Annotated in this window: 23 protein-coding genes; 14 read left to right on the forward strand and 9 right to left on the reverse strand. The window is 63.8% G+C overall.

Annotation, left to right across the window (positions count from 1 at the left end; translation table 11 throughout):
• Nucleotides 1-153: 153 nt before the first annotated feature.
• The 3 genes from P6U31_RS14405 to P6U31_RS14415 all read left to right on the forward strand — a co-directional run bounded on the left by P6U31_RS14405 (nucleotide 154) and on the right by P6U31_RS14415 (nucleotide 5307).
• Nucleotides 154-1764, forward strand: a complete 1611-nt coding sequence (locus tag P6U31_RS14405; protein WP_407189091.1) for an ABC transporter substrate-binding protein — start codon at nucleotides 154-156, stop codon at nucleotides 1762-1764.
• 109 nt (nucleotides 1765-1873) lie between these two features.
• Nucleotides 1874-3481, forward strand: a complete 1608-nt coding sequence (locus P6U31_RS14410) for an ABC transporter substrate-binding protein (RefSeq protein ID WP_407189092.1) — start codon at nucleotides 1874-1876, stop codon at nucleotides 3479-3481.
• A gap of 230 nt (nucleotides 3482-3711) precedes the next feature.
• Entirely contained in the window at nucleotides 3712-5307 is a 1596-nt protein-coding gene (locus tag P6U31_RS14415) for a glycosyltransferase family 39 protein (RefSeq protein ID WP_407189849.1), read from the forward strand.
• A gap of 304 nt (nucleotides 5308-5611) precedes the next feature.
• Here the strand turns inward: P6U31_RS14415 and P6U31_RS14420 are convergent, their stop codons facing one another.
• A complete protein-coding gene (locus tag P6U31_RS14420; protein ID WP_407189093.1) occupies nucleotides 5612-6862 on the reverse strand; it encodes a multidrug effflux MFS transporter in 1251 nt (416 codons plus the stop codon).
• A gap of 133 nt (nucleotides 6863-6995) precedes the next feature.
• Entirely contained in the window at nucleotides 6996-7577 is a 582-nt protein-coding gene (locus P6U31_RS14425; RefSeq protein ID WP_407189094.1) for a TetR/AcrR family transcriptional regulator, read from the reverse strand.
• A gap of 86 nt (nucleotides 7578-7663) precedes the next feature.
• On the opposite strand from P6U31_RS14425, the gene P6U31_RS14430 reads away from it, so the two are divergent.
• From P6U31_RS14430 to P6U31_RS14440, 3 genes are all read left to right on the forward strand, one after another.
• A complete protein-coding gene (locus P6U31_RS14430) occupies nucleotides 7664-8443 on the forward strand; it encodes a crotonase/enoyl-CoA hydratase family protein (RefSeq protein WP_407189095.1) in 780 nt (259 codons plus the stop codon).
• Nucleotides 8444-8781: 338 nt separating this feature from the next.
• A complete protein-coding gene (locus tag P6U31_RS14435; protein WP_407189096.1) occupies nucleotides 8782-9966 on the forward strand; it encodes an acyltransferase family protein in 1185 nt (394 codons plus the stop codon).
• 750 nt (nucleotides 9967-10716) lie between these two features.
• Entirely contained in the window at nucleotides 10717-11142 is a 426-nt protein-coding gene (locus P6U31_RS14440) for a twin-arginine translocation pathway signal (protein ID WP_407189097.1), read from the forward strand.
• A 23-nt stretch (nucleotides 11143-11165) separates the two neighbouring features.
• Here P6U31_RS14440 and P6U31_RS14445 read toward each other — a convergent pair whose 3' ends face one another.
• A complete protein-coding gene (locus P6U31_RS14445) occupies nucleotides 11166-12368 on the reverse strand; it encodes an FAD-dependent monooxygenase (protein WP_407189098.1) in 1203 nt (400 codons plus the stop codon).
• A gap of 19 nt (nucleotides 12369-12387) precedes the next feature.
• A complete protein-coding gene (locus tag P6U31_RS14450; protein WP_007602543.1) occupies nucleotides 12388-12633 on the reverse strand; it encodes a zinc-finger domain-containing protein in 246 nt (81 codons plus the stop codon).
• A 353-nt stretch (nucleotides 12634-12986) separates the two neighbouring features.
• Between P6U31_RS14450 and P6U31_RS14455 the strand changes: the two genes are divergently transcribed.
• Together P6U31_RS14455 and P6U31_RS14460 are read left to right on the forward strand one after the other, a co-directional pair.
• On the forward strand, nucleotides 12987-14123 hold the full coding sequence (locus P6U31_RS14455; RefSeq protein ID WP_407189099.1) for a hypothetical protein: 1137 nt from the start codon (nucleotides 12987-12989) through the stop codon (nucleotides 14121-14123).
• A 117-nt stretch (nucleotides 14124-14240) separates the two neighbouring features.
• Nucleotides 14241-14996: an alpha/beta fold hydrolase gene (locus tag P6U31_RS14460; RefSeq protein WP_407189100.1), complete on the forward strand. Its 756-nt coding sequence runs from the start codon at nucleotides 14241-14243 to the stop codon at nucleotides 14994-14996.
• 114 nt (nucleotides 14997-15110) lie between these two features.
• Here P6U31_RS14460 and P6U31_RS14465 read toward each other — a convergent pair whose 3' ends face one another.
• The 3 genes from P6U31_RS14465 to P6U31_RS14475 all read right to left on the reverse strand — a co-directional run bounded on the left by P6U31_RS14465 (nucleotide 15111) and on the right by P6U31_RS14475 (nucleotide 19069).
• The gene (locus P6U31_RS14465) at nucleotides 15111-16247 is read right to left on the reverse strand and encodes a two pore domain potassium channel family protein (RefSeq protein ID WP_407189101.1); all 1137 of its coding nucleotides are present in this window, start codon (nucleotides 16245-16247) and stop codon (nucleotides 15111-15113) included.
• 37 nt (nucleotides 16248-16284) lie between these two features.
• Nucleotides 16285-17478 carry an L-dopachrome tautomerase-related protein gene (locus tag P6U31_RS14470; protein ID WP_407189102.1) on the reverse strand — a complete coding sequence of 398 codons (1194 nt, stop codon included), beginning with the start codon at nucleotides 17476-17478 and terminating at the stop codon, nucleotides 16285-16287.
• Between the two features lie 235 nt (nucleotides 17479-17713).
• The gene (locus P6U31_RS14475; protein ID WP_407189103.1) at nucleotides 17714-19069 is read right to left on the reverse strand and encodes a hypothetical protein; all 1356 of its coding nucleotides are present in this window, start codon (nucleotides 19067-19069) and stop codon (nucleotides 17714-17716) included.
• Between the two features lie 291 nt (nucleotides 19070-19360).
• Between P6U31_RS14475 and cysE the strand changes: the two genes are divergently transcribed.
• Complete coding sequence (cysE, locus tag P6U31_RS14480; protein WP_407189104.1) at nucleotides 19361-20185, forward strand: serine O-acetyltransferase; 825 nt, start codon at nucleotides 19361-19363, stop codon at nucleotides 20183-20185.
• 131 nt (nucleotides 20186-20316) lie between these two features.
• Complete coding sequence (locus tag P6U31_RS14485; protein ID WP_007602550.1) at nucleotides 20317-20535, forward strand: DUF3126 family protein; 219 nt, start codon at nucleotides 20317-20319, stop codon at nucleotides 20533-20535.
• Nucleotides 20536-20813: 278 nt separating this feature from the next.
• Here the strand turns inward: P6U31_RS14485 and P6U31_RS14490 are convergent, their stop codons facing one another.
• Nucleotides 20814-21521, reverse strand: coding sequence for a hypothetical protein (locus tag P6U31_RS14490; RefSeq protein WP_407189105.1), 708 nt, complete (start codon nucleotides 21519-21521; stop codon nucleotides 20814-20816).
• Nucleotides 21522-21743: 222 nt separating this feature from the next.
• On the opposite strand from P6U31_RS14490, the gene P6U31_RS14495 reads away from it, so the two are divergent.
• From P6U31_RS14495 to P6U31_RS14505, 3 genes are all read left to right on the forward strand, one after another.
• On the forward strand, nucleotides 21744-22073 hold the full coding sequence (locus P6U31_RS14495) for a DUF6949 family protein (protein WP_407189106.1): 330 nt from the start codon (nucleotides 21744-21746) through the stop codon (nucleotides 22071-22073).
• A gap of 75 nt (nucleotides 22074-22148) precedes the next feature.
• Nucleotides 22149-22679: a gamma carbonic anhydrase family protein gene (locus P6U31_RS14500; RefSeq protein ID WP_407189107.1), complete on the forward strand. Its 531-nt coding sequence runs from the start codon at nucleotides 22149-22151 to the stop codon at nucleotides 22677-22679.
• A gap of 130 nt (nucleotides 22680-22809) precedes the next feature.
• Nucleotides 22810-24504: a PAS-domain containing protein gene (locus P6U31_RS14505; RefSeq protein ID WP_407189108.1), complete on the forward strand. Its 1695-nt coding sequence runs from the start codon at nucleotides 22810-22812 to the stop codon at nucleotides 24502-24504.
• A gap of 29 nt (nucleotides 24505-24533) precedes the next feature.
• On the opposite strand, the gene P6U31_RS14510 is transcribed toward P6U31_RS14505, so the two are convergent.
• Entirely contained in the window at nucleotides 24534-24698 is a 165-nt protein-coding gene (locus P6U31_RS14510; protein WP_407189109.1) for a hypothetical protein, read from the reverse strand.
• Between the two features lie 96 nt (nucleotides 24699-24794).
• On the opposite strand from P6U31_RS14510, the gene P6U31_RS14515 reads away from it, so the two are divergent.
• A complete protein-coding gene (locus P6U31_RS14515) occupies nucleotides 24795-25109 on the forward strand; it encodes a hypothetical protein (RefSeq protein ID WP_407189110.1) in 315 nt (104 codons plus the stop codon).
• Nucleotides 25110-25132 lie beyond the last annotated feature (23 nt).

Below are 25132 nucleotides of genomic sequence, written 5' to 3' on the forward strand. Positions count from 1 at the left end.
AGGGCTTGCAGCGAAACCGGATTGACGCGCTCGGCACTGTCTGCAAGTCTCGAAAGACAAAGGCATTGCATGGAGTTAGTTCGCCCAAGGAACGAACCACATGCTCAATCAATAACCTGCCTTTGAACAGTTTCACGTCAGGAGAGACTTTTTATGTTCCACTTCATGCGCCGGGGGCCTCGCGCGTTCGCCTCCAAACTTGCGCTGTCTGTCGTCGCGCTTTCGACGGCACTCGCCTCGCCGGTGCTTGCGGCCGGCAAGACCATCACGGCGGTGATGCATTCGGACCTGCGCATCATCGATCCGATCTTCACCACGGCCTACATCACGCGCGACCATGGCTACATGGTCTACGACACGCTGGTGGCCCCCGATTCGAACTTCAAGATCCAGCCGCAAATGGCGGACTGGAAGATCTCCGACGACAAGCTCACCTACACCTTCACCCTGCGCGACGGTTTGAAGTGGCATGACGGCGCCCCGGTGACGGCGGAAGACTGCGTCGCCTCGCTGAAGCGCTGGGCCGCGGTCGACGGCATGGGCCAGAAGCTCATGGACTTCACCGCGAGCCTCGAGGCGACCGACGCCAAGACCATCACGCTGAAGCTGAAGGAGCCCTATGGCCTCGTGCTCGACTCCATCGGCAAGCCGTCCTCGCGCGTCGCCTTCATGATGCCGAAGCGCCTCGCCGAGACGCCGCCGGACAAGCAGATCCCGGAGCAGATCGGCTCGGGTCCCTTCAAGTTCGTCGCATCGGAATTCCAGCCCGGCGTGAAGGCGGTCTACGTCAAGAACACCGACTACGTGCCGCGCAAGGAGCCGGCGAGCTGGACCTCCGGCGGCAAGGTCGCCAAGGTCGACCGCGTCGAATGGATCACCATGCCGGACTCGCAGACCGCAGTGAACGCGCTGCAGTCGGGTGACATCGACTTCATGGAGAACCTGCCCTACGACATGCTGCCGGTGCTGGAGGCGAACAAGGAGATCACGATCGAGGTCTCGAACAAGTTCGGCTTTCAGACTCTCGGCCGGATGAACTTCCTCTATCCGCCGTTCGACAATGTGAAGGTGCGACGCGCCGCGTTTCTGGCGATGAACCAGAAGGACGTGCTCGACGCCCTCGTCGGCAATGCCAAGTACCAGAAGATCTGCGGTGCGTTCTTCGTCTGCGATACGCCGCTGGCGACCGAGGTCGGGGCCGAGACCCTGGTGAAGGGTAACGGCATGGCGGAAGCCAAGAAGGCGCTCGCCGAGTCCGGCTATGACGGCACGCCGGTCGTGATCATGGCGCCCGGCGACGTCACCACCCTGAAGGCCCAGCCGATCGTCGCGGCCCAGCTGTTGCGCGAGGCCGGCTTCAAGGTCGACCTGCAGGCGACCGATTGGCAGACGGTGGTGAGCCGCAGAGCCAGCCAGAAGCCTCCGAAGGAGGGCGGCTGGAACATGTTCTTCACCAACTGGGTCGCGGCCGACGTCGCCAACCCGATCGCCAATCTTTCGATCGGCGGCCAGGGCAAGAAGGGCGGCTGGTTCGGCTGGGCGGAAGATCCCAAGATCGAGCAGCTGAAGGACGCTTTCGTCCGGGCGTCCTCGCTCGACGACCAGAAGAAGATCGCGGCCGATATCCAGAAGGAAGCCTATGAGCAGGTGATCTATATCCCGCTCGGGCAGTACCTGCTGCCGAGCGGCTGGCGCAAATCGCTGACCGGCGTGCTCGACGGTCCGGCGACGCCGTTGTTCTGGAACGTCGACAAGTCGGAGTAATGTCAAGCTAGCCAAGCGAAGGCGCATCGCGCGCCTTCGACGCCGAACGTTACACGGCGCCGCTGACGTCAGCGGCGCCGTGCGCCAACCGCTCGCCAGGAGAACTTCAATGTTCCAACTCATGCGTCGGGGGCGTCGGTCGTTCGCCTCCAAGCTTGCGCTTTCAGTTGCGGCACTTTCGGCACTGGCCTCGCCAGTTCTTGCCGGGGGCAAGACCATCACAGCGGTGATGCATTCGGATCTGCGCATCCTCGATCCGATCTTCACCAGCGCCTATATTTCGCGTGACCATGGTTACATGGTCTACGACACCCTGATTGCGACGGATTCCAACTTCAAGATCCAGCCGCAGATGGCGGACTGGAAGATCTCCGACGACAAGCTGACCTACACCTTCACGCTGCGCGACGGTCTGAAGTGGCATGACGGCGCGCCCGTCACCGCCGAAGATTGCATCGCCTCGCTGAAGCGCTGGGCCGCGGTCGACGGCATGGGGCAGCAGCTGATGCTGTTCACCGCGAGCATGGAGGCGACCGACCCGAAGACGATCACGCTGAAGCTGAAGGAGCCTTACGCGCTGGTGCTGGAATCGATCGGCAAACCGTCCTCGCGGGTGGCTTTCATGATGCCGAAGCGTCTCGCCGAGACGCCGGTGGACAAGCAGATCCCCGAGCAGATCGGCTCCGGTCCCTTCAAGTTCGTGCAGGGTGAATTCCAGCCCGGGGTGAAATCGGTCTACGTCAAGAACACCGACTACGTGCCGCGCAAGGAGCCGGCGAACTGGACCACCGGCGGCAAGGTGGTGAAGGTTGACCGCGTCGAATGGATCACGATGCCGGATGCGCAGACGGCGTTAAACGCGCTGCAGTCGGGTGACGTCGACTTCATGGAATTTCCAGCCATCGACATGTTGCCGGCCATTGAAGCCGACAAGGAGCTCAAGCTCGGGATCCTCAACAAGTTCGGTTTCCAGACGGGCGCGCGGATGAACTTCCTCCATCCGCCGTTCGACAACGTCAAGGTCCGCCGCGCCGCGTTTCTGGCGATGAACCAGAAGGACGTGCTCGATGCACTGATCGGCAATCCCAAATACTACAAGACTTGCGCGGCGGCCTTCATCTGCGACACGCCGTTTGCGACGGAGGCTGGCGGAGAGACCCTGGCGAAGGGCGGCGACATGACCGCGGCCAGGAAGGCGCTGGCCGAATCCGGTTACGACGGAACACCTGTCGTGCTGATGGCGCCGGGCGATGTGCTGACGCTGAAGGCGCAGCCCATCGTCGTCGCGCAGCAACTGCGCGAGGCCGGTTTCAAGGTCGACCTGCAGGCGACCGACTGGCAGACGGTGGTGAGCCGGCGCGCCAGCCAGAAGCCCCCGAAGGAGGGCGGTTGGAACATGTTCATCACCAATTGGGTCAGCGCCGACGTGGACAACCCGATCTCCAACGTCGCCGTCGGCGGGCAGGGCAAGAAGGGCGGCTGGTTTGGATGGGCGGAGGATGCCAAGATCGAGCAGCTCAAGGATGCCTTCGTTCGTGCGACCTCGCTCGATGAGCAAAAGAAGATCGCGACCGAGATCCAGAAAGAGGCCTACGATCAGGTGCTCTACATGCCGCTCGGCCAGTATCAGGCGCCGAGCGCTTGGCGCAAGTCGCTGACCGGCGTTCTCGACGGCCCAGCGACTCCGGTGTTCTGGAATGTCGACAAATTGGAGTAGGCGGACGGCATATCCGCGCCCGTCGGCTCGACCATCGGCGGCGCCGCTGTCGTCAGCGGCGCCGTTGGCTTTTGTCAGCTTCGCGTCAGGCCGAAACCGGTGGAGCCTTTAACCCTTCCAATTTCCAATCATTGCTATTTGTTTCAGTCCTGAAATAGATGTGTTGTCCTTACGCATCATTTCCCGTCTGCCATTTGAGTTCCGTGCCGATCGATTTTCCCCTCCAGGCGATGGCCGAACGGTCCGATCGTGCGCCGGCACGCTGGCGGAGACCCTTCCTGCATTGGCTGGATGGCGTTGAGGCGGGCTGGGCCGTTCCGCTGCTCATCGGCTGTTTCGTTGCGGCCTGGACGCTCTATCTCGTGATCGCCTATGCCGGCGGCGGCCTGCATCCCGATACGCTCGAGGCCTGGAACCTGGGGCGGCGTTTCGCCTGGGGCTATCACAAGCATCCGCCCTTGAGCGGCTGGATAGCCGCGAGCTGGACCTCCGTGTTTCCGCTCAGCGACTGGTCGCTGCAATTGATGGCAATGGTCAATGCCGGGCTCGCGCTGATCTTCGTCGACCGGATCGCCCGGCACTTCGTGACCGGGCACAAGCGCATCCTGGTGCTGTTGCTCCTGATGCTGACGCCGGCCTATCAATTCCATGCCCAGCGCTTCAATGCCAATTCGGTGCTGCTCGCGACTTGGCCGCTGGCGACCTGGTGCTTCCTGCGCGCATTCGAGACGCGCGCTCCGCTGTGGGCGGTTGCGGTGGGATGCACGACAGCACTGGCGATGGTCGGCAAATATTACTCGATCTTTCTCGTCGCGAGCTTCGCGCTTGCCGCATTGGCGCACCCGGCGCGGCGCGCCTATTTCACCTCCGCTTCGCCCTGGATCTCGGTCGTCGTCGGGCTCGCGGCGCTGTCACCTCACATCCATTGGCTCGCGACGACGGGCGCCTCGACCTTCACCTACGCGCTGGCGCACACCGGCGGAAGTGCCGCGACCTCGCTCGGCGAGGCGAGAAGCTTCCTGCTGGGGCTGGCAGCGGCGATGAGCATCTCGGCCGTGCTCTGGGTGCTCGTCGCAGGAACGCGCTTGAAGCAGTTTCCGACCGACTTCGCGGCGATGAGCCCGGGCCTGCGGCTTCTGTTCTACGTCACGATCGGCACCATCGCGCTGCCGGTGGCGACATCGCTTGTGATGGGCACGGATTTGCCCTCGCTGTGGGCGTTGCAGGGGCTGTTCCTGTTCGCCGTTCTCGTGGTCTGCGGGACCAGCTACCCGATCGAGCGATTCCACACGGTCAACCTCACCGTGATCGTAGCCGGCGTCGCCCTCGCGGCGGTTTTGATCGCCGCGCCGATTCATGCGGTCTATCGCAACGATCACGGCTATGAGGAGAGCCGCAATCTCTACGCCCAGGCGGCGAGCGAAGCGACGCGTGCCTGGCGGGAGCTGACCGGCGAGCCCCTGAAGGCCGTGAGCGGCGATGCTTCGCTGGCTTTCGCCACCGCGTTCTACGGCGCGGATCATCCGCCCGATGCGCGGCCCTTCGAGTACGATCACATGTTGAGCTTGCCGGGCAAGTCGGTGCTCAGCCGTAGCTGGGCCGGGCTGTGTTTCCGCGACCAGGAGCCCTGCCTCCGATGGATGGAGTGGGCGTCCTCGCAGGCTGGATACGTCGTCAGGCGTGAGTTCACCGTGCAGGCCACGCTGTGGGGGCGGCCGGGTCTGACGCGACAGGTGGTTATGCTGATGGCGCGCCCTCGGGGAATTCGGACGATTCCCAAGAGCGCGGCGGATGATTTCAGCGCCAGCCGGCGAGCGGCCGACTAAAGCATGATCCGGAAAACTGCGAAGCGGTTTTCCGAAAGATCATGCGCAGACAGCGACCTAAAGTGCGATGACGATTCATCTAAATCTCATCGCGCTTTAGATGTCGGGCTCAGCAGTGGCTGTCACGCAACTGCTCGAGGCCCTCGCTCGCAAAAGGCGTTGTCAACGCGGCCGGTCCGGTACCCGGCTCGCAACGCTCCGTGGTCTGCGGCTCGACCTCAGCGTGATCTTCGCGGTGTTCCAGTTCCATCGCAGCGGCCTTTCGAATTGCTGCAGGACAACATCGAGGCCGCCGGGAGGTTCCTCAAGCAAGCGGGCGATGATGCGGCTTGAACAGCCGTCCCTTTTCCACCACCAGCACGATCGCGAGCGCAGCGAGCGTCGACAAGAAGAAGCCGACCGAGAACGGCAGCAGCGTGCCGTCGAAGCTCTGGCCGATCGCGATGCCGACCACGATTCCGATCAGCGTCGTGATCGAGCCGTAGAGCGAGGAGGCGGTGCCGGCGATGTGGCCCTGCGGCTCCATGGCGAGCGCGGTGAAGTTGGCGACCATCATGCCGAACGAGAACATCATCAGGGCGGACAGCACCATGAACAAAGCCAGCGGCAGCATGCCGAGGCTTTCCGTCAGCAGCATCACGGCGGCTACGGCCGTGTAGAGCGCCAGCGCACCGTGCGAGATCACGCGCATGCCGAGCCGTCCGACCAGCCGCGCATTGAGGAAGCCGGCGATGGCCGTGCCGGCCGCAATCGCCGCGAAAGCGAGCGGGAAGGAGTGGCCGAGATGATAGATGCCGGTGAAGACCTGCTGGGCGCAGAAGACATAGGCGAACAGCGCGCCGATGACGCTGCCGGCCGCCGTGGCATAGCCGATGGTCTGGCGATGGGTCACGGTCTGCCGGAACGCCGAGAGCACGTCGGCGGGCGCCAGCGACCGGCGCTCCGACTCGGGCAGCGTTTCAGGCAGCCGGAGCACGCACCATGCGAGCGCGAGCAGGCCGTACAGCATCAGCACCACGAAGATGCCGCGCCACGCCGTCACCAGCAGCACCGCCTGGCCGAACGAGGGCGCGATCACGGGCACCGCGATGAACACCATCATGGCCAGCGACATCACGCTCGCCATGCGGCGGCCGACATAGCAGTCGCGCACGATCGAGGTCGCGATCACGCGTGTCGCCGAGGTGCCGAGGCCCTGCAGCGCGCGCGCCAGCAGCAGCGTCTCGAACGAGGGCGCAGCGACCGCCAGCACGCTCGCCACCGCATAGACCGCCATGCCGCCGAGCAGCACCGGCCGGCGGCCGAACCGGTCCGACAACGGGCCCATCACGAACTGGCCGGCGCCGAAGCCGATCAGGAAGGTCGACAGCACCAGTTGGAGATGGTTGGCGACGGGGATCTTGAAGGCGGTGCCGATATTGGGCAGCGCCGGCAGCATCATGTCCATCGCAAGCGGATTCAGCGCCATAATGGACGCGATCACGATGACGAATTCTGGAAAACCCATGGGACGGTGTCCGGAGGACACCCAGGAGTCGGCATTGACGTCGGACAAGCAGCTCACCTCTGAAATCGAGCGACTTTATCCAATGTCCATGCTGCGTTGCACAACCCATGTTTCGGGATGGCTGACAGGCGGGCGGACAAGAATTGGTGAAGTCACCCTCCGGGCGAGGCTGGTGCCGCCATCAGCCCCGCTTGCGTGCCGCCTCGACCAGGCCGAGTGCCAATCGTCCGGCGGTGTCGACATAATCGAGATCGCGATGGATCAGCATCACGGTCGTGGCGCCATCGAGCAGGATCAATAGCTGCCGTGCCAGCGTCTCCGCCCCCGGAACGCCGTGATTGCGCAGCTCTGCTCCGAGCCAGGCTTCAAAGCGCTTCTTATGCGCAGCGCCGGCCTTGACGGCCGGATGTGCCGGCGTATTGGCGAGCTCGGCGATCGTGCGCAGGAAGCCGCAGCCGCGCCAGCGCGGCGTATCCACGGAGCGTCCGAGCTTGACGAAGAGACCGCGGACCTTGTCGGCCACGGTGCCGTCGGTCTCGGCGAACCATCGCATATAGAGCTCCAGCGTCGGCTGATCCCGGGCGGCGATGGTTTCTGCGACGAGCTCGTCCTTGCTGGTGAAGTGATAATACAGCGTCTTCTTGGTGACGCCGGCTTTCTCGGCGACCGCGTCCATGCTGACCGCGCGGATACCTTGGCCATAGAACAGGCGCGTCGCCGCAACGACGATCTGCTCGCGCGTGGTGTTGCCTTTCTCCGACATTGCCGCAATGTATACCGACTAGTGAGTATACACAACAAGGCTGGTGTGGCTCATTTCCATCTGTTCGATCTGGGAGGAGCTGCGACTTGTCTGATCTGATCCTTTGGGAGACGCGCGGTGCCACCGCGCTGTTGACGTTCAACCGCCCGAGCAAGCTCAACGCGCTGAGCTACGCTCTCGTCGATCGGCTGATGGCCATCCTCGACCGCATCGAGGACGATGCGAAGGTTCGCGCGGTGGTCCTGACCGGAGCGGGCGATCGCGCGTTCTCGGCCGGCGCAGACATCGCCGAGTTCTCCGAGAGCGTGAAGCGCGGACCGGACGTTGCCGTGAAGGACTTCGTGCGACGCGGCCAGGCGATGACCGCGCGCATGGAGGCATTTCCGAAGCCGATCATCGCCGCGGTCAACGGCATCGCGTTCGGCGGCGGCTGCGAGATCACGGAAGCCGTGCATCTCGCCGTCGCCAGCGAGCAGGCGAGCTTCGCCAAGCCCGAGATCGCGATCGGCATCACGCCGACCTTCGGCGGCACGCAGCGGCTGCCGCGGCTCGCCGGGCGAAAGCGGGCGCTGGAATATCTCCTGACCGGAGATTCCTTTTCACCACAGCGAGCCCTGGAGATGGGATTGGTCAACCGCATCGTGCCGCATGCGCAGCTTCTCGACGCCGCCTTCGCATTGGCGGACCGCATCTCGCGGCATTCGCAGCTGGCGGTCGCCCGGGTCATCACGGCGGCGACGCGAGGCCTCAATGTCTCGATCGCGGAGGGCCTCGCGGTCGAGAGCGAGCAGTTCGCGCGCATGGCAGCGACAGAGGACACCCGCGAAGCGCTCCATGCCTGGCTCGCCGCCCGCGCCCGTTCCTGATCCGACCAGGACGCAGTCTGCGGCTTCGGTGGCGAGGCTGATGCAGGCCTGGCTCTGAGCAGACTTCATTATTTCAAGGAGACCCGGCTTCGCCTTTGCTTCGTCCGGGCAACGCTGCCGCACGCCGCGCCGGCGGCGTTTGACGGTCGTAAGCGTGCTGCAGACCACAATAAGCCTGTCATCTGCAGGCATGCGTGATCCTGCATTGCCAGATTGTCCTGCCAAGATTTCCTGAAATCGATCAAAGTGGATGTTTTTGCCAACAATCACATCCAGGAGTTGTGATTCCCTTAAGAGCTCTTCTGCCAGAAACATTCTCCTGGAATACGAGAATGCCAATGACAAAAGAAAGCGATGAGGCAGTTTCGCAATCGCCTTCTCAATCGCTCAGAGCGCCGGAGTTTGACGCATCACTGTCGTCACGGCGAGGCGAGACCTGCTGCGATGGTCCGGTCGAGTGCCAGGCTCCTCCGATGCCGCAAGTGTTCGCGGGTGTGCAGGCGATGCGCGGCATTGCTGTGCTGTCGGTGGTCTGCGGTCATGCAGTCAGTGTGCGACCCGACATGGTCGGCCCGGAGCTTGCCGAAGGTGCGCTGACCATTCTTTCGAGCGGCGTTGACGTCTTCTTCGTTATCTCGGGCTTCATCATCGCAACGACGGCCGCGGCACAACACAACGCGTGGAGCTTTGCTTTCAGACGAGCCATCCGAATTTATCCAGTCTATTGGCTCGCGCTGCTCGTGGCGTTCATCAGTTCGTTCTGGATCGCAATGGCGCCGGGGGAACGTCCAGGGCTCGACGCCGGAACGATCTTCGCATGGACATACCCGAACTGGTATATCGGGCCGGCATGGTCACTGGCTTTCGAGCTGCACTTCTATGCCGTGGTCGCGATGATCCTCGCGATTAAGCCGAACCGGCTATTCGAGATCCTCTTCACGTGGTTCGGCATGGTCATCGTCGCTGCCTTCTTCCAAATTCAGCTCGGCATCTACTCCCATCCGCTGGTGCTGGAATTCGGCGCAGGCGTTGGCATTGCCTATCTCCTGACAAATCGCGGATTGCGCTTTTCGCCTCGCATCATAGCCTGTTCAGCAGGCCTGTTCTTTGGCGGCTGGTACTGGATCTTCATGCATGGAGCGACCGATGCACTGTTCGCCCGCGTACCGACCTATGGCCTTGGCGCGGGATTGCTCATCCATGCGGTGGTGTCTGCCGAGATCGAAGGACGATCCTTCTCGCCGGTCCTGCAATGGCTCGGCAAGATCTCGTACTCGCTCTACATCGTCCACTGCCCGTTATTGCAATGGATCGCCAATTTTGATGGGCCGTGGGCGCTGTCGACCTTCGCGACAGTCATCGCTGTCATCCTGCTCTCCATCGGTCTTGCCGCTATCTTGCACATCGTCATTGAAGCGCCGATCCTCTCTTGGGGAAGAGAGCTGAGCCGGATGCGCCAGAGCCAATCAACTCCGGATGTATGCAGACGAGAAGCGACCGTGCTCCCCGCAAGGATCGAGTGAACAAATCTCCCTCCCGCGCTCGGCGTCAGCAACTGGCTTCAAAGACCTACTGAGCGCGAGCCTTAGAGAGGTTGGTGCGGGCGGCCGGACTCGAACCGGCACAGGCCTTGCGGCCCCACGGATTTTCGTACCACTTCGGCTTTCGCCGCCGCCCCTCCGGCGTTCGTGGTCTGGACTATCCCTTCACCTTGGCGTCTGTCCGCTTTAGGTGCTGCCCGTCTAGTCTCTACACCTTCCCCCGGGGAGAGGGCTTGGCTCGGGATTGCCAGTGAAGGTTTCCCCGACTTTGAGCAGTTCTGCTCCCGGAGTTTCCCCCAGGGCACTCAATGGCTTAAGTCCGATGCGTCTACCAATTCCGCCACGCCCGCATCAGCCCATCTATACGGTGCAGATCGCCTGAGGCAAAGGGAATACAGTTGCTTCGCAACGGCTTGAGCAGCATGGCCTCGAAGCAGCTCGTCTCGTCGAAACGTCCAAGGCGCGGAGGCAATCGACTGACGGGCATCGCTGCAGTCCAGACCCATGATGCCCACCGGGGCTTCGAGTCCCTTGCGTCTACCAATTCCGCCATGCCCGCTTGATCCAACGAGATCAAACACTTAAGTCCATCGGCGGCCGTCTGGAATTGGCGCGTTGCGTCGCCGGGGGACGGTTCTTCCTTAAGCGAGCCGGGCGCACAAGGCAAAGCCTCAATCCGGACATCTGGCCTTGCTTTAGGCATTCTCAATCCACGGGGACTATCCATCCGGCATGGCTGCTTCGATTTCCTCTTCCCTGCGCGCCTCTGGTGCGCTCTTCGCGCTGCTTGCGGCCGCCGCCGCGCTGTCCGGTTGCGCCAGCATGAGCGAGACCGTCGCGCCGGCCTTCGCCGATCCCGCCAAATACGAATTGTACGACTGCAAGCAGCTCGAGGGGGAGCGCAAGCAGCTCGCAAAGCGCACTGACGAGTTGCAGAAGCTGATGGACAAGGCCGAGACCGGGACCGGCGGCGCCGTCGTGTCCGAGCTCGCCTATCGCAACGACTACATCTCGGTGCGCGGGCAGGCCCAACTGGCCGAGGACGCCTGGCGCCGCAACAGGTGCCGGGAGACGCCCGAGGCGATTCCGCCTGCGACCTCGTTGTCGCCCGCAGCCGCGGCCAGGCCCGCGTCGAAATCCGGCAAAGCGACCCGCTGAGGGCGCCGTCTCGGCGCTTCGCGTCAGGGCCGCCAGCCGTAGATCCAGTCCTGCCGTGCCAGCATCCGGTCAGGACCGAGCGTGCGGATCGCAAGGTCGCGCGCGGTCGCCAGCAGCCCACTGAAATGATAAATGCGGCCCTGCTGCCGCGCGGTCCGCTGCATCCGCCGCACCCGCGCCTGGCGCGCACGGCCATACTGCGTCAGCGCCGCAGTGATGCCCGCAGTGCTTTCGGCGGCCTCGAGGCTCAGATGACGGGCGAGCACCGCGGCATCCTCGATCGCCATGCCGGCGCCCTGGGCCGCGAACGGCAGCATCGCATGCACGGCATCGCCGAGCAGCCCGACCGGGCCTTTGCTCCAGGGGCAGCCGTCGGGCACGCCGAACAGCGCCCATTTGCGCCAGTGATCGACCGTGGCGAGCATCATCCGCGCGGTCGGCGGCCAGCGCGGGCCGGCAAAGGCGTCCACCACCTCGCGCGGATCGCCTTGTGTGCTCCAGCCCGGCCTGTTCCAGATGCCCGGCAGCACCGCCACCACGTTGATCTGGCGTCCGCCGGCGATGGGGTAGGCGACGAGATGGGCGTTCGGGCCCATCCAGAGCTGCACCCGGCGCCCGGTGAAATCCTTCGGCAGCTGCGTGGCCTCGAGCGTGCCGCGCCAGGCGATCAGCCCGGAGAAGCGCGGCTGCACCTCGGGAAACAGATGCTGGCGCACCGTCGACCAGATGCCGTCGGCGCCGATCAGTGCGCTGGCGAGATCGCTGCGGCGGATCGTGCCGCTGCGATGGACCACCGTCAGGCCCTTGGCATGAGGCGCGACGTCTTCGAAGGTCGCCCCTAACTTCAGGTCGATATCGGGATGGTCGGAGACCGCGCCGGCGAGGGCGGATTGCAGGTCGGCGCGGTGCACCACCCAATAGGGGGCGCCGGCCCGCGCAGAGGCGGCTTCGCCGAGCGGCAGGCGCAGCAGCTCGCCGCCGGCCCGCGCGCTCATGATCGAGACCGCTTCCGGGGTGACGGCGCGCAGCTTGAGGCGCTCGGTGAGGCCGAGCTCGACCAGCACGCGGCTGGCATTGGGGGAGAGCTGCAGGCCGGCGCCGACTTCCTCGAGGCGCTCGGCCTTTTCCAGCACGACGATGCGGAAGCCACGGGCCGCGAGCGCCAGCGCGGCCGTCAATCCACCGATCCCGGCACCGGCGATGACAATCGTTCGGGAGAGCGCCACCCCTGACCGACGGATGCGGTCAGGCCACCTTGTCCTTCAGCACGCATTCCGGCGGGCGGGCTTCGCCTGCCTTCAGGTCGGCCGCGAAGCGGTACAGCGTGGAGCAATAAGGGCAGATGATCTCGTTGTCGTTGCCGAGGTCGAGGAACACGTGCGGATGGTCGAACGGAGGATTGGCGCCCACGCACATGAACTCTTGCGAGCCGATCTCGATGACGGGAACACCGGCATCGTTATGGAAGTGCGGGACGACATGGTCGGACATCGTAACTCATCCTGGAGTGGCAATGGCGGCAGACACAATCAAGAACTGACGCGGCATCTTTAAGGCGCCGCGGACCATACTGGCGGGTGCAGATGATTGCTAGTCCAGCGGAACCGAAAGCTCCGCAATTGCCCCATGCTCATTTGCTCATGCAAATTCGACACAATCTTGCGGCCTGAGAGAAGCCCTTCTTTCGTCGGGGACGTTGTGTCGCAATTTTGGCATACTATGTCTCTCGGACGAGCAAAATTGCGCCGAAAGACGAATCATTCCGCGCAAATGATCCCAGGGACCGCAAGGCCTTCCACATCAAGGCTTTCCACGTCAGGCTTTTCCAATTCAGGCTTTTCCACATGAAGTGGCTGCGAATCACCACTGCGTTGACCGGTATCGCGGCGTGCGGCTTCATGCTCGCGCAGGTGGCGCCGCACGCCAGCGAGGCCGGCGCGATCCTCGCCGCCCAGGACGATCCGGCCGTGCTGTCCGAGCTCAGGCTCGATCAGCTGCTGCGGCAGAACGACCGCCTGGTTCAGGACAATATCGAGGCCGCGCTCGCCGCTGGTGATGCCGATCTCGCCGATAGTTTTGTCGTGCTCGCGCGTGACCGCAACATCGCGCTGCCCGACGACCTCCTGAACCGCGTCAGCGATGCGGTCAGGGCCGAAGGCTCCACCTCGCATTTCGCCAAACGATTTGCCACCGGTCTCGTCACCGGCAATGCCGACGATCTGGCGAGCCTCTCCGGAACGGTCGCCGGCGATCTCTTCGTCATCGGCGACATCAGGGACGTCGTTCGCGAGGGCAAGCACCTCGCCATGGGCGAGGACACCGACCGCCTCGTGCTCGGCCTTGCGGCCGCTGGCCTTGCGGTGACGGCGGCAACCTACGTATCCGTCGGTGGCGCAGCGCCGGTGCGCGCCGGACTGACCCTGGTCAAGGATGCACGCAAAGTCGGGCGGCTCGGCGAGGGGCTCGCCGTCTGGGCCGGCCGCTCCGCGCGCGAGGTCGTCGACACGCCGATGCTCCAGAATGCAGTTGCCAAGGGTTCGGTGCTCCGCCCGGGCGAGACGGTGAGCGCGATCAAGGCCGCGTTCCGGGCCGAGAAGGCCGGCGCGCTGGTCCGGCTCGGCAAGGACGTCACGCGCGTCGCCGAGAAGACCGGCACACGCGGGGCGATGGATACGCTGCGCATCGCCGAAGGTCCCAAAGATGTCGCGCGCGCGGCGCGGCTTGCGGAAGCGCAAGGCGGCAAGACGCGTGCGATCATGAAGCTGCTCGGCCGGGGCGCGCTGCTGCTCGTCGGCGGCGCGTTCGATCTGGCGCTCTGGCTGCTCGGCGCGATGTTCACGCTGTTCGGTCTTCTTTCGTCCATCAAGGCGACCACCGAGCGCCTCACCCAGGCCTGGTGCGATCGCAAGAGGGCGCGCCGGCTCCGTCGGGCGCAGATCGCGGCGGCCGCCGCTCTGGCCAATGCGGCCACGGCGGCGTGAGCTACGACGCGCTTCAGGCTAATGTTTGAGCATGATGTTGCCGGAAAAGCGCTGCACTCTTTTCCGGATCATGCTCTAAGATCGACCTATCCCCCTCAAGACCTCACGGAACTGATGATGCCGAGCTTTCACAACGGCGCCGTTGAAATTGCCTATCTCGACGAAGGCGAGGGCGATCCGATCATCCTGGTGCACGGCTTTGCCTCGAGCAAGAACGTGAACTGGGTCTATCCGACCTGGGTCTCGGAGCTGCGCAAGAGCGGCCGCCGCGTCATCGCGCTCGACAATCGCGGCCATGGCGAAAGCGCAAAGCTCTACGAGCCCGCGCAATATTCGATTCCCGTGATGGCCGGCGACGTGCTCGCGCTGATGGATCATCTCGCCATCCCGCAGGCCGACATCATGGGCTATTCGATGGGCGGGCGGATGACGGCCTGGCTCGGCCTCAACGAGCCGCAGCGCCTGCGCTCGGCGATCCTTGGCGGCATCGGCATCGGCGGCCTGATCGAGGGCACCGGGCCCGGCGAGAACGTCGCCAAGGCGCTGGAGGCGCCGTCGCTGGATGACGTCACCGATCCCGTGGGCCGTACCTTCCGCGCGTTCGCCGACCAGACCCGCTCCGATCATCGCGCGCTCGCCGCCTGCCTGCGCGGCACGCGCGACCTCATGACCAGGGACGAAGCCGCGCGTATCGACGTGCCGGTGCTGATCGCTGTCGGCTCGACCGACGACGTCGCCGGAAGCGCCAGCGCGCTCGGCGCCATCATTCCGGGTGCGGAAGTGCTCGACATTCCGAACCGCGACCACATGCGCGCGGTCGGCGACAAGGTCTACAAGAACGGCGTGCTGGATTTTCTGTCGCGGCGGGGGTGAGGTGGCGTTGTCTGAGGCGATGAGGTCGTCGTCTTATTGTCCCGGGCTATCTGGCTTCAGGGCCATCCACTCTCTTCGGGTAACCCTCCCATTGCTCCACGGGCCGAGGGATTCCTAATCCGAACCACTTGGAACCTCGCCCTCTCGTCGCTCCGAGAGAAAGATAGGCGTTTGCGTCCTCCGCATCGCTGGATCGATCTCCGCGGATGCGTAAGCCATGGAATTGCCAACCAGGTGGACAAGGCTGTCCCACCTGGTTCTGAATTCCATGTACGAGTGGACCGAATGTCGAACATCGTCGGTTACACGAATTCCGGCGCCCTGTAGCCGCTGTCGCGCATTGTCAAACCGTGCTGGCCAGAATTGCTGATCCGCCCCGAGGATTTCACGCGACGGGCGTTTCTGCAGAAATACGTCGTTGAGGGTGGCAAGGAGCAATAGCGCGGAGGACCAGATCTGCGTGACCGCTCCTGATTGTTTCAGCCATTCCGCATCTTTCGGCAACGCACTTCTGATCAGCGAAACTGCATCAAGCGCGATCAACCACGACCTGGACACTGCGTAAAACGGCTCGGGGAAACGGAAGTAGAACAGGATCGGGTAGAAATGGTGAGCTTCCTTCGCGTCCGTGAGCTCTGCAGCGAGCTCCGAGAGGTTGTTGTAACCCGCGCTGAGCTGGTTGTTCGCAAAGAGGTGAGCGAGCAACTCCGCAGCATCACCGGTTTCACCGGAAAGCGCGTGGATTTTGAGACATAGCGAGTTTCTGCTGCGCAGAGCGCCGTAGATCTGCATCAGGTAAGTGATGGTGAGCGATATGACTGACGTTCCGATCACCGAATTGAGAAGAAACAGCAGCTTCGCTCCTCCGCTTTGCGGTCCAAAGTTGCTGCCGCCCACGATCGAGAGGCTGCTTCCGGCGACGTATAGAGCGGTCATGAAATCCGTCGGCGTGTCCGGGTTGCTGCTCGTGATGCTCGTCCCGAGTAGGGGATGGGCAATCAGTGCAGCTCCCAATGCGAGCAGAATCGACCAGGTCAGGAGCAACGAGACGACGATGATCGGTCCGCAGAACGAAAGCAGATGATTATTGCGGCCGGAAGCAGCCCCGCGCATTGCGAGCCACACCAATCGTGCGAGGCGGTCGCTTATGATCCCGGTGCCCGCGCGCGCGTAGAGAACCGTGAGAAAGACATCGGCAAGGACGATGGCCATCAACAACGTGCCCAATACGGGCTCCAACCAGCGCACCATCGGCCTCCTCGGCTGAGTCGGCGGCCCAAGTCGTCGCTTACTTCCGTGTGGAAGTGCCGTCCGACGCGGCCGCACTGGAATCGCGCGGCATGAACTTGAACAAGGTGAAGTTCTTGTCGGTCCATGCCATGTGGAACCAGGGCGAATCCTGGATATGCGACGCCGTCACATAGACGTGGCCGTCGGGACCTTGCGAAAAGGTATCCGGCCAGCGCAGACGCGAATCGGTCAAGAGCTGCCTTATGCTGCCGTTCTGCGGATTTAAGATCTTGACTGCATTGTTGGCGATCGAGCTGAGGTAGATCTCGCCATTTTCGCCCATCCAGAGTCCATCGACCGGCTCGGTCGTGGCAACCTTCTCGGGACGCGCACGACTTGCCCCGTCGGGATTCTGGATGCTGGATGTGGGGACGCGGTAGAGGGTTTTCCCGGTCAGGGCTTGCCAATACAGTGTGCTGCCATCTTTGGACAGCGCCAGGCTATCCGCATTGAAGAGCGGTTGCCGTCCGTCGGGCCGCCGCACCGGCCGACCATCGCTCATCACATTGACGCTCGGATCGAATTGGGTTGAAGGATCGTCGCTCAGCACGCGCCACGCCTCTCCTGACTCGATCTTGAGAACAATCAGACCGCCGGGTGAGCCGGAGTCCGTGAGGTAGGCGAATTGTCCATCGGGTGCGATGCGGATGTCGTTCAGATAGCTGCCCGGACCCGCTATCTCGGGAGGAATCGGGAAGGATCGTTTCACGTTGTTTGATTTTAGATCGATCTCGACAACCTTGGGCCCGCCCTTGATCGTCTTCTCGGCATTTGGGGCTGCCGGATCCACGACCCAGAGCGATCCCCGTTGGTCCGCGACAACGCTTTGAACGCAAACGAAATGATCGTTTGGCGAGACCTCGGACATCCGAGCGTTGCGCCAGCTGTTCCACTCCTCATTCGGGTAAGGCTTGGTCGTCCCGTCCGGCATGAGCTCAGCCACTGAAACGGGCGTATCCTCGGTCCAGCGCGGGAAATTCACGAAGATGCGGCCGTCCGGTGCGACGGTGACACCGGTGACCTGATGTTCGAATTTGGCGACCGCTTGCAGGCGGTTGTCGCGAGTGTCGATCAAAGGAGAGACAAGTCGTTCCGCCTTGGCCTTGATGTCATCTGTCGCCGTTTGCGCGTGGACAGCGGATGAGATCGAGAGCAGCACTGCCGCGCAGGAGCCGAACAGGTTCGGACGCATTGCGTCGTCCTCTCACTTGGGAAGATTCACGACACAATCCTCTCTTTCCGCCATCGTTCCCGTTGCCGAGCCAAACCAAGCCGTAAGACGCCGCGGCTAAACCCAGGTTAAGGATCGCGCCGCCTGCCGAACAGCGCACATTGCCTTCGCCCCGCGAACGTGCGCACCGGAAAACTGGTCCCAGTCCGGCCGTTGACGATCCTCATGCTGCCGCGGTGGCATGCGCAATGACGCTTCAGCCTTTAGCGTCCTCGCCAAACCGCCGCGCCAGCGCGATCAGCACGACGAACGTCGCAACCCACACCATCCGCGCGCCGTAGCGATCATGCGGCCCCGAGATCACGCCGCAGATGAAGGCGTTGCCGAGCAGGGCCAGCGTCACCGTCGCCGCGAGCAGCGTCAGTTCGTCCAGCCGGCGGGTTGCGAGCGCGTGGGCGAGCAGCGCAACCAGCCCCAGCATCGAGGCGAGCGCGACCGGGACATGCAGCCAGTTGACGTCGTCGAAATTGATGGCCCAGTGCTGCTGCCGCGCCGCGCGCATCGGCGCGACCTGTGAAGGCACGTAGCGCTCGATGATGCCGTAGGTGTGCGGGATCCAGCCATTGGTGCCTTCGCCGGTCGCGACATGCAGCAATTGCTGGCCCATCGCCTGCAGCGCCGCGCCAGCCTGCCAGGCCGGATAATCCTTCAGCGACTGCACGACGATGTAACCCATCTCGTCGTTGAGCCCATCGAAGCGGCCGAGCGTGTTGAACATGCTCTGGCCCCACAGGAACTCGTCTGCCGTCGCCGGCAGCTCGTTGCGATATGGGCACAGCTTGTAGCGTTCGCGTGGGCAGTGGTCGTTGAGGTAGCGCGCGACGATGCCGTCCTGCATCATGCGGCCGAAGGCGACGCCGTAACCGCCGGGCGTCCAGGCGAGCTTGCCGGACAGCGCGTAATTCGCCGAGACCAGCATCACGCCGCCTGCAACGATCGTGAGGCTCGCCTGGGTCAATCCAGCCAGCGGAAGGCGATCCCTTAGAAGCGGCCGTACCATCCAGCCCGCGGTGCAAAGACCGAGCAGCACGCCGAGCGTGGCGCTGTGGGTTGCCGCGGCAAAGGCGGTGAAGACGAACAGCGAGATTTTTTCGAGCGCCGAGATGCGGTTCGCGCCGATCGCCAGGAGAAACAGCGACAGCACCGAGAGCCCGGCGAAGATGTCGGTGAGCAGCATGCTCGCGAGCCAGGGCAGCGCGGTCGACACGATCAGGACAAGGCTGATCGCAACGAAGCGGAAGGTCTGCATCAGCGAGAGCACGCGAAGGGTGAGCTGCAGCAGCCACAACGTCGCCAGCGACTGGACCGCGAGGTTGATCCAGAACCCAAAGCTCTCGCCATAATGCAGATAGAGCCCGAACACCGTGGAGCGGCTGGGGACGAGATAGCCCTCGTACCAGCGCGCCAGGTAGCCGCCGGTATCCCATTGCAACAGCGGATAGCCGTTCCAGAACGCGGGCGCGATCATCAGGAGGGGCAGGGCCATCGTCGCCAGACGCAGCCACAAAGAGCCCGCGGCGCGTGCGCGCAATTGATCGGTGGTGATGCTCAAATCCGTCCCCGTCCTCGCCTTGGACCATGCTCGCAATAGCGGTTCAAAGAGAATTCACCAATAGTTTGAGGCCGCCCGGCTTGAATTTGGCAAAACTCTGACCATTTTGAGCCGACCTTGCCGCGTGGGGGCGTCGGAAGAAACTTTTGTGTTTCAACGTCTTACTATGCTTTCGCGGGGCAAGCCGAAGTTCACTCTCAGGCAAGCCGCTCAGGACTTTGTCGCCTAGACTATGCTATAGAGCCGGCCAAACGAGCCCACTCAAAAGAGCAAATTCCAAAGAGCAAATCCATGGCAGTGCATCAGGTCAATCCGGGAGGAAAGCTCGCATCGCTCGATCCGATCTGGGACCGGATCCGGGGCGAAGCGGAGGACATCGTCCGTCGCGAGCCCGAGCTTGCGACCTTCATCTATTCGTCGGTGCTGCATCACGGGCGCCTCGAGGATTCGGTGGTTCACCGCGTCGCCGAGCGGCTCGATCATTCCGCGCTCTCGGGCGACTTGGTGCGCCAGGCCTATATGGACGCGCTGCGCGACGATCCCGATATCGGCAACGCCTTCCGCGCCGATCTCGTGGCCGTCTATGACCGCGATCCCGCGACCTCGCGCTTCATCGATCCCTTGCTCTACTTCAAGGGCTTCCATGCGATCCAAACCCATCGCCTGGCGCACTGGCTCTATCTGAAGGGCCGCAAGGATTTTGCGTATTATCTCCAGAGCCGCGCCTCCGCGGTGTTCCAGACCGACATCAATCCCGCCGCGCGCATCGGCCGCGGCATCTTCCTCGATCACGCCACCGGCTTCGTCTGCGGCGAGACGGCGGTGATCGAGGACGACGTCTCGATCCTGCACGGCGTCACGCTTGGCGGCACCGGCAAGGAGAACGAGGACCGCCATCCCAAGATCCGTCACGGCGTCTTGATCGGCGCGGGCGCGAAAATCCTCGGCAACATCGAGATCGGCCATTGCGCGCGCATCGCCGCCGGCTCGGTCGTGGTCAAGCCTGTGCCGCACAACGTCACGGTTGCGGGCGTACCGGCCAAGATCGTCGGCGAGGCCGGCTGTGCCGAGCCGTCGCGCACCATGGACCAGATGATCAACGCCATGGGGCTTTGAGACCTGCATCGATGCTCAAGAGGGCCGGATTTGCCGGCCCTTTCCGTCCCCAAATTGATTGGCAATTCATGCTGGCGGTTCGTCGCGTCTCGTCCTAAAACCCGCCGACCATTTTCGATCGGAGACTTGCCGTGGACGTCAAAGAAGTCAGAAAGTTGGATGCGTATCTGAAGCGCGTATTCGGCAATCCCAAGATCCGCGTCGTGCCGCGGCCGAAGAAGGACGATTCCGCCGAAGTCTATATCGGCGAGGAATTCATCGGCGTGCTGTTCGTCGACGACGAGGACGATGATCGTTCGTTCCAGTTCCAGATGGCGATCCTCGAGGACGATCTCGTCGATCAGGAATAGTCTCTCCTGGGTCATTGCTGCGAGCCAACGGGGCCGCGCTATGCGCGGACCGTTGGCTCAATGATGGACCGCAGCATCACGGCCACTCATTCGACTTCCTTGTAAGAATGCGCAGCGCGCTGCGGGCTACAGGAGACGCGTCTTGCGTCCGCGCCCCATGTTGACATCCTGCGCTCGAAATTGACTTCGAAAAAGGCGAAACATCACAGGCGCTTGGCTACTGTGCATGGGGTTGTTTTCGCAGTTTCTGCTTTGGACGCCAGGCCGAACGGCCACGCTCAGCCCTTCGGACCGCGCAATTGCGCCGTCAGCCTGTCCATCGCTTCCGCCACCTCGCGCCATTGCGACAGCCAGCTGCGTGGAAAGCGGAAGGTGAGGTCGGCGCCGCCGACGCGGCGCTCGGAGAGGCACATGCCCGGGGTCGCCGCATCGCGCGTGCAGCGCGCCGTCAGCGCCGGGCTTGCGGCGGAATAGAGGTCCTCGCTGCCGTAAGGGGTCTCAGTGCGAAACATCCGCATCGTCAGGCCGTCCACGGGCGTGGCCGCGGCGGGGTCGAGATAGCGCGGATAGATCGTGGCCGTTCGCTGCTCGGGCGAGAGCGCATCGTGATGGGCCGCGATCGACAGGAAGATGCGGTCGATCGTCTGCACCGCCGCTTCCACGGTATCGGCGGTGACGTGCTTCGGCGCACCGGGCGGCTCGAGCGATGGATAGAGGAAGTCGAGATCGATGCGCTCCTGCGGTCCGGAGTGCCGCTGGATCTTCATGCGGATTGCGTTGACTGGCAGGTTGAAAAGCGTGCCGCCGACGCTCACCGGCAGCTTGTCCGGCGCGTTGGCGCCGCCGGTGCCCCAGGTCGGCCACAGCAAATAGGCGACGAGCGCGGCCGCGCACGCCGCGGCGATGCCGCCGAGCACGACCGGGACGACATGCGCCCGGGCGCGCATGCGGGGAGACCTGAAAAGAGCTGCCGAGAACACCGTCATGAGCTTGCGAAGTCGAGCCGGACGTCGGCCGATGGCCGACGAATCAGCGGCGAATATGCCATGCGGCGGCGATTTCGCGCAGCATTCCGCGCCTGCGGCAGGCAGAGACGGCCCTGCGCAGGAGGGGCGGCGGCATTAACCTTCCCTTAAGGATAATGTAGCGTTAACCAGCACGATTTGTCACAGGAAGGCGGTGGCGTTGCGTAAGAGCGGACCGTTCCGATGACACCTGAAGCTCTCAATACCCTCTTCTCGATCTGCATCGGTTTCGCGCTCGCCGGGGCGCTCGTGAACGGATATCAGGCGGCCACGCAGCGGCCCGCCGGCTTCGGCCTGCTGCAGGCCGGCGTGGCGCCGAAGACCTTCGCGGCGGTGCCGTTCCTGGTGTTTGCCGCGCCCTTCATCATCATGCGCAACACGCTGCGCGGCATGCGGGTGGAAAGCCGCCGCGCCGAGTTCGTGATGATGGCGACGCTGATCGCCGGCTTCTGGAGCATGATGAGCGGCACCTTCTTTCTGATGACGCTGCGCGCGGCCGGCGTTCTGGGCTGACGCCCGGCGCGCGCGGCCCTTTGCCTCTTCGCCGCCGTTTCGCTATGGCTGAGGTCGACCTGACAGGAGACCTTCATGGCGATCTACGAGCTCGACGGGCAGGCGCCCGATCTTCCCGCCGACGGCAATTATTTCATCGCGGAGACCGCGACCGTGATTGGCCGCGTGCGCCTGAAGCCGGGTGCGAGCGTCTGGTTCGGCGCCGTGCTGCGCGGCGACAATGAGTGGATCGAGATCGGCGAGGGCGCCAATGTGCAGGACGGCTCGACCTGCCATACCGATCTCGGCTTTCCGCTTCACATCGGCAGGAACTGCACCGTCGGCCACAACGTCATCCTGCATGGCTGCACCATCGAGGAGGGCGCGCTCATCGGCATGGGCTCGATCGTGATGAACGGTGCCAAGATCGGCCGCAACAGCATCGTCGGCGCCGGTTCCGTCATCACCGAGGGCAAGGAGTTTCCCGAGCGTTCCCTGATCATCGGCTCTCCGGCGCGCGTGATCCGCACGCTCGACGACGCCCAGGTGCAGAAGATGGGAAGCGCGGCGAGGTTCTACGTGGCCAACGGTCCGCGTTTCAAGAAGGGCTTGAGGCGGATCGGTTGAGAAGCCCGCCGGCCGGCCCAAGGTGTCTGAGCCACGGTTCCGCACCGTAAGAATACAGGCTGGTACTTTAATCCTCCGCTAGCGCGCTCACGCTTATCCTTGAGCGTTTTCAACCGGGAGGAGCGGCGCCATGGATGCGAGAGCGCTGGATTCCGGCTTCGGTGCCGGAACCAAATTATTGAAGAAGTTTGTCAGGTTCGCGCGCGGCACCGACACGCTCACCGTTGCCGAGAAGGTGTACAGCATTGCCGCCTTCCTTGGGATCGTCACCACCTTCCTCATGGTGATGTCGGTCCAGTCGGTGCGGCTGCAGACGACCTATCGTCACATGCATGCCTCGTCCGCGGAGGCGGCGATCGGCGTTGGGCACATCAATGCGCTGATCTACGCCATCGTGATGGAATCACGCGGTATCTACATGTCGGCCGATCGCAGCGCGGCGAAGCAGTTTGCGGACGGGCTGGTACGGCGCAACCACGAGCTCGCCGAGGCCGTGAAGAGCATGCAGAAAAACGTCGGCGACGACGACGCCGAACTGTTCGCGAGCTTCCGCCAGCGCATCATGCAGTTCAGCGACTTCCGCCAGGAGCTGGTGCGGCGCGGAGTGGAGATCAGCCCGGCGGCGGCGCGCGAATGGGGCGCCAACGAAGCCAACCGGACCGTGCGCAGTGAGCTCAACAGCGATATCGAGGCGCTCGAGCGGATCTACAGGCAACGCGCCAGCGAAGCAGACGAGCTCGCCAACGAGAACCACTATGCGGCTGCCTATCTGTTCGCGCTCGGACTTGCCGCCCTGATGCTGGCGGCGCTCAACGTCGTCGTCATGCGCAGCTTGGTCGTCGGCGCGCTGTCCGAAATCACGCTCGCGACCGACCGGATCGCGCAAGGCGACGTCAAGAGCGAGGTGCCGCATCTCGGCCGCCACGACGAGATCGGGCGTCTTGCGCGCGCCGTGCAGAACTTCCGCGACGCGGTGGCACGCATCTTCGAGCTCGAGGAGCTCGAGCTCGGCACCGCGCAGGCGCGCGACGCGGCGATGACCGAGCGCGACCAGTTCAACGACAAGTACCAGGCCAAGAAGTGGCAACTTTCGGCGGCGATCAACAGCATGCCGCATGGCCTGATCATGCTCGACAGCAAGGCCAATGTGGTGGCGATGAATGCGAACTACCGGAAGATCTACAATCTGCCCGACACGATTCAGGCCGGATCGACGCTCGAGGAAATCCTCCAGCACCGGGTCAAGAGCGGGCTGTTCGATGGCGATGTCGCGAAATATGTCGCAGCGGTTCTCGGCCGCATCGCCAGGCGCGAGCCGACGGCGTACGAAATCGCCTTGAACGACGGCCGCACCATCAAGATCTACGAGCGTCCGATGGACGGCGGCGGCTGGGTTTCGGTGCAGGAGGACGTGACCGAACAGCGTCAGCGCGAGCGCCTTCTCGAACGGATGGAGCGCTTCCTTGCCACCATCGTCGAGAACGTCGCCGAGGGCATCATCGCCAAGGATGCGCGCAATTTGCGCTACGTCTTCGTCAACAAGGCCGCCGAGAAGATGATCGGCATGACGCGCAGCGAACTCATCGGCAAGACCGCGCGGGAATTGTTCTCGGCGGAGGCGGCCGAACTCATCGAGCGGCGCGACCAGCAGCTGCTCGCGCAAAAGCAGCAGCTCGAGCCGATCATCGACACCATCGACAATCCGGCGCGCGGGCGCCGCGTGATTTCCGCACGCCGGGTTCAGATCGGCGGCGCCGGCGAAGAGTCCCACATGTTCGTGACCATGGTCGAGGACCGGACCGAGAATATGGTGGCGGCGGCATAACCGCCGGCCTGCGCCACCCGAGCGGCGCGTCAGCGCCCTTCGGATTCGCTCGCTTCGATGGCGCCGGCGACCTTCTCGTGGCCGGCGGACCACAGCGCATGCTCATCGCTGCCGTCGACGTAGGGATTGGCCTCCCTTGGAATGCTGTCGCGCGCGGCGCGTTCGCCCTCCGCAAAGGGATCCCGATCGGTCATCGTGATGTGCCTCCTCGGCTTTCAAGCCGACGTGACCGGCATTTGTTCCGGAACTGGACTTCGCAGCGGCGGTTGACCGGTAAAGGAGAACTTCCGATGGCTGCATTGCGTGCAACCGGCTCACTCAAGACCATGATCCCGATCTTCGTGCTCGCGGCGGCGTTGCCGGCCGTCGCCCTCGCGCAGGCGACCGGCGGGTCTGCCGGTTCGGCCGGCGGCGCTGCGGGATCGGCTGGAGGTGTCGCCAATTCGCCGGCCCCGCCGCCCGGCACCAACAGCCTGGGCACGGCTCAATCATCCGGGGCGGGCGGAGGAGGCGCCGCCGCCACGGGCGGCGGGACGGATGCGGCCGTCGCCGCCGAGAATCGTATGCTCGACAAGAAGCTCAAGAGCATCTGCCGCGGCTGTTGAAGGCTCGCGCGGAAGTGAGGCAG

It is taken from the genome of Bradyrhizobium centrosematis (genome assembly GCF_045571495.1).
Taxonomy (GTDB): Bacteria; Pseudomonadota; Alphaproteobacteria; order Rhizobiales; family Xanthobacteraceae; genus Bradyrhizobium; species Bradyrhizobium centrosematis.

Coding starts and splice junctions, on each gene's coding strand:
- P6U31_RS14425 (WP_407189094.1), bottom strand. CDS start 7,577: ATGTCGGAGAAAGGCAACACCACGCGCGAGCAGATCGTCGTTGCGGCG.
- P6U31_RS14450 (WP_007602543.1), bottom strand. CDS start 12,633: ATGTCCGACCATGTCGTCCCGCACTTCCATAACGATGCCGGTGTTCCC.
- P6U31_RS14435 (WP_407189096.1), top strand. CDS start 8,782: ATGACAAAAGAAAGCGATGAGGCAGTTTCGCAATCGCCTTCTCAATCG.
- P6U31_RS14510 (WP_407189109.1), bottom strand. CDS start 24,698: ATGACCGATCGGGATCCCTTTGCGGAGGGCGAACGCGCCGCGCGCGAC.
- P6U31_RS14405 (WP_407189091.1), top strand. CDS start 154: ATGTTCCACTTCATGCGCCGGGGGCCTCGCGCGTTCGCCTCCAAACTT.
- P6U31_RS14470 (WP_407189102.1), bottom strand. CDS start 17,478: ATGCGTCCGAACCTGTTCGGCTCCTGCGCGGCAGTGCTGCTCTCGATC.
- P6U31_RS14490 (WP_407189105.1), bottom strand. CDS start 21,521: ATGACGGTGTTCTCGGCAGCTCTTTTCAGGTCTCCCCGCATGCGCGCC.
- P6U31_RS14515 (WP_407189110.1), top strand. CDS start 24,795: ATGGCTGCATTGCGTGCAACCGGCTCACTCAAGACCATGATCCCGATC.
- P6U31_RS14465 (WP_407189101.1), bottom strand. CDS start 16,247: ATGGTGCGCTGGTTGGAGCCCGTATTGGGCACGTTGTTGATGGCCATC.
- P6U31_RS14455 (WP_407189099.1), top strand. CDS start 12,987: ATGAAGTGGCTGCGAATCACCACTGCGTTGACCGGTATCGCGGCGTGC.
- P6U31_RS14495 (WP_407189106.1), top strand. CDS start 21,744: ATGACACCTGAAGCTCTCAATACCCTCTTCTCGATCTGCATCGGTTTC.
- P6U31_RS14410 (WP_407189092.1), top strand. CDS start 1,874: ATGTTCCAACTCATGCGTCGGGGGCGTCGGTCGTTCGCCTCCAAGCTT.
- P6U31_RS14415 (WP_407189849.1), top strand. CDS start 3,712: ATGGCCGAACGGTCCGATCGTGCGCCGGCACGCTGGCGGAGACCCTTC.
- P6U31_RS14440 (WP_407189097.1), top strand. CDS start 10,717: ATGGCTGCTTCGATTTCCTCTTCCCTGCGCGCCTCTGGTGCGCTCTTC.
- P6U31_RS14505 (WP_407189108.1), top strand. CDS start 22,810: ATGGATGCGAGAGCGCTGGATTCCGGCTTCGGTGCCGGAACCAAATTA.
- cysE (WP_407189104.1), top strand. CDS start 19,361: ATGGCAGTGCATCAGGTCAATCCGGGAGGAAAGCTCGCATCGCTCGAT.
- P6U31_RS14460 (WP_407189100.1), top strand. CDS start 14,241: ATGCCGAGCTTTCACAACGGCGCCGTTGAAATTGCCTATCTCGACGAA.
- P6U31_RS14500 (WP_407189107.1), top strand. CDS start 22,149: ATGGCGATCTACGAGCTCGACGGGCAGGCGCCCGATCTTCCCGCCGAC.